We start from the raw sequence: 3,829 nt of genomic DNA, 5'->3' as shown, positions 1-3,829 counted from the left end.
GGCTTCACTGTCGCCCTGGGAGTTGGAGCTGGCTCATTGGGGAGAACGGTTGAATGTGCTGCGTGAAGCCTGGGTAGAAGACTTCATGCCTGTTTTCGAGCTAGCACTTCAGGGGCTTATGCCTCTTCAGGGCCTCGAGCTGCGATATTATCGGGGTTGGGACAAGCGACGTTCGCTCGCCGAAGCGCTTTACCAGGGGCGAGACACCGACAGACGGATGGGTTTCACGCAACAGGGACCGCAGCGAGCAGATCTCGGCATTCGTCTCCATCGACGACCTGCCGTGGAGATTCTCTCGCGGGGCCAACAGAAATTGGTCGTGAGTGCCCTCAAGCTGGCGCAAGGAACGCTTTTTGAAACAATGACTGGACGCACCTGTATTTATTTGATTGATGATTTGCCGGCTGAACTGGACAGTGCCCACCAAAGCACCTTCTGTGACTGGCTGGAACGAATGCATTGCCAGGTGTTCATCACCAGTGTGGATCCGAATGCCCTGACAAACAATTGGCGAGCCACTACCCCGGTGTCGAGGTTTCACGTGAAACAGTCGAGCCACGGTGAAGGACTGTTGGCGCCACTCGATAGACAGATTTCATGACGGAGCGGTCAATGAGCGAGCAGGCTTACGACTCAACGAGCATCAAGGTGCTCAAGGGGCTGGATGCGGTACGCAAGCGTCCCGGCATGTATATCGGCGATACGGATGATGGCACAGGCCTCCACCATATGGTCTTCGAGCTGGTGGACAATTCCATCGATGAGTCTTTGGCAGGTTACTGCACGGAGATAAGGGTGATCATCCATCCGGATGAATCCATAACGGTCACCGATGACGGTCGAGGAGTTCCCACTGACCTCCATGAGGAAGAAGGGGTTTCCGCAGCCGAGGTCATCATGACGGTGCTTCACGCCGGGGGAAAGTTCGATGACAATTCCTACAAGGTGTCGGGTGGCCTGCATGGTGTCGGGGTCTCGGTCGTCAATGCGTTATCCGAAGAGCTGAAGCTGACAGTCTGGCGCTCAGGGCAGGTATTCGAGCAGGTCTATCACCATGGGGTTCCCAGGACACCCATGAGCGTAGTAGGAAAATCGGAAAAGACAGGCACGAAGGTGCATTTCAAGCCTTCAGCAGAGACCTTTTCAAGTATCGAATTTCATTACGATATTCTCGCGAAGCGACTTCGAGAACTGTCGTTTCTCAACTCGGGTGTCGCTATCCGTCTGACCGACGAGCGTGACGGCAAGGAAGAGGTTTTCCATTATGAAGGTGGCTTGAAAGCCTTCGTGGACCATCTCAACACCAACAAGACGGTGATCAATCCGGTATTCCACTTCAACGCAGAGCGAGATGACGGTATCGGTGTCGAAGTCGCCATGCAGTGGAGTGAAGCCTTCACGGAAAATCTCTTCTGCTATACCAACAATATTCCCCAGAGTGATGGTGGTGCCCACCTGGCGGGTTTCCGGGCAGCGCTTACCCGAACCCTGAATAACTATATCGAGGCAGAGGGCCTGCTCAAGAAATCCAAGGTCAATACCTCTGGCGACGATGCCAGAGAGGGGCTGACCGCGATTATTTCCGTCAAGGTGCCGGACCCGAAATTTTCCTCACAAACCAAGGACAAACTGGTGTCCTCTGAGGTCAAGACAGCGGTTGAGCAGGAGATGGGTCGCCTGTTCTCCGAATACTTGATCGAAAAGCCCAATGAAGCCAAGGGCATCGTCAACAAGATGCTGGATGCAGCGCGAGCTCGTGAAGCGGCCCGAAAGGCGAGGGATATGACACGCCGCAAGGGCGCCCTGGACATTGCCGGGCTTCCGGGGAAACTGGCGGATTGCCAGGAGAAGGATCCGAGCCTCTCCGAGATCTTTCTGGTGGAGGGCGATTCGGCGGGCGGGAGTGCCAAGCAGGGTCGCGATCGTCGGACACAGGCCATATTGCCGCTCAAGGGCAAGATCCTCAATGTCGAGAAGGCCCGTTTCGACAAGATGCTGTCTTCCGCCGAGGTGGGAACCCTGATCACGGCCCTGGGTTGCGGGATCGGTCGCGAGGAGTTCAATCCCGACAAGTTGCGCTATCACTCGATCATCATCATGACTGACGCCGACGTTGACGGCTCGCATATCCGCACCCTACTTCTTACCTTCTTCTTCCGCCAGATGTCGCAATTGATCGAGAGAGGACATGTCTTCATCGCACAGCCGCCACTCTACAAGATCAAACGCGGTAAACAGGAGCTCTATCTGAAGGATGAGCAGGCGATGATCGACTATCTCACCACCACCGCTCTGGATGGTGCACGACTTCATGTCAATCCGGAAGCGCCGGGTATTGGCGGCGAGGGTCTGGAGGCACTGGTTAATCAGTATCGTGATGCGATGAAACGTATCGATCGCCTGTCGCGTGTCTATCCTAACGCGGTCCTGCGTCGTATCATCCATGCGGCACGACTGGATGGTGAGAGCAGCCTGCGTGATCGACAGATCATGCAAGGATGGATCGATCACCTGCAGAAGGAACTGGATGATCTCGTCGCCTACGAAGGCGGACCTCGATATACCTTCAGGATCGAAGAAAATACCGAAAGAGGCCTCTTTCTGCCCGCGGTGATTCTCACGGCTCACGGTGTCACCACGGACTATGTCTGGGGCATCGATTTCTTCACCAGCGCCGACTATCGAGCCATCGCTGACCTCGGCGAAACCCTGGAGGGCCTGCTCGAACAGGGGGCATATGTTGCCCGTGGTGAAAGGAAGAAGGAGGTAAGTACCTTTTATGAGGCGCTCGACTGGTTGATGAGCGAGGCACAGCGGGGGCTTTCCATTCAGCGTTACAAGGGGCTGGGTGAGATGAACCCTGACCAGCTGTGGGATACGACCATGAATCCCGATACACGCCGGATGTTGCGTGTGACCATTGAGGATGCCGTGGCAGCTGACATGATGTTCAATACCCTCATGGGTGATGAAGTCGAACCTCGTCGCGATTTCATCGAGCGGTTTGCGCTCGTGGCCAACCTGGATATCTAATCGCTATTGACATTGTTTCATGTGAAACATACTTGAGCGTCAAGCACCCCAGTAGAGATGAAACACCCCAGCGTGCATCAGTCGCGTTGGGGTGTTTCCTTATGGGATCTTCATTGTAGCGAATGATTCTCTGGATAATTCTGTGAAGGATTATTCAGCAGCCAGCTGACGAACGCGGCAAGATCCTCAAAGACGTTTGCATCTTCCAGCCCTTTGCCCGCGGCGAGGGTTTTCTCTCCCTTGCCGGTTCTTACCAAAACCGTATAGCAACCCACAGCTTCGCCTGCCTGAAGGTCACGAAGGCTGTCCCCCACCATCCAGCTTCCTTGCAGTGTATCGAGACCCAGGGCGTCACGGATGTCGAGAAACATGCCCGGAAATGGCTTTCGACAGCTGCAATGATCATCCGGGCCATGGGGGCAGGATGCGATCATCGCGATCTTCCCACCTGCCGCTTCAACCCTTCTGATCAGATCACGGTGCATGGACTCCAGTACGGTGACATCCAGGTAGCCCCTGGCGATGCCCGACTGATTCGTCGCGACGGCGACTACCCACCCGGCCTTGGTCAAACGAGCAATGGCGTCGATGGCTGACGGGTAGGGATGCCATTCCGACAGCGATTTCACATAGTTATCGGAGTCCTGGTTAATGACACCATCCCTGTCCAGAATCACGAGTCCTTGGGAAGTTGCCATTGGTGGCGGGCCCTGGTGGAGAAAGGTCTTGCTAGTGTTTCACGTGGAACACTCTCTGCCAAGCGCCAAGCGCCAAGCGCCAAGCGCCAAGCGCCAAG

The 3,829-nt window shown here is 55.4% G+C and carries 2 protein-coding genes and 1 pseudogene; 2 read left to right on the top strand and 1 reads right to left on the bottom strand.

Translation table 11 applies throughout. From position 1 onward, the window contains the following. Positions 1 to 601, top strand: a pseudogene (locus tag ACESMD_RS07280) (DNA replication and repair protein RecF); the annotation flags it as partial. An 11-nt stretch (positions 602 to 612) separates the two neighbouring features. Next, positions 613 to 3,033, top strand: a complete 2,421-nt coding sequence (gene gyrB, locus ACESMD_RS07275; protein WP_372611744.1) for a DNA topoisomerase (ATP-hydrolyzing) subunit B — start codon at positions 613 to 615, stop codon at positions 3,031 to 3,033. 110 nt (positions 3,034 to 3,143) lie between these two features. On the opposite strand, the gene gmhB is transcribed toward gyrB, so the two are convergent. Continuing rightward, entirely contained in the window at positions 3,144 to 3,731 is a 588-nt protein-coding gene (gene gmhB, locus ACESMD_RS07270; RefSeq protein WP_372611742.1) for a D-glycero-beta-D-manno-heptose 1,7-bisphosphate 7-phosphatase, read from the bottom strand. Positions 3,732 to 3,829: the final 98 nt, after the last annotated feature.

The organism is Halomonas sp. (assembly GCF_041689495.1).
Taxonomy (GTDB): Bacteria; Pseudomonadota; Gammaproteobacteria; order Pseudomonadales; family Halomonadaceae; genus Halomonas.
Note: the sequence above shows the minus strand (reverse complement) of the source record. Positions and strands in the feature narration are given on the sequence as shown.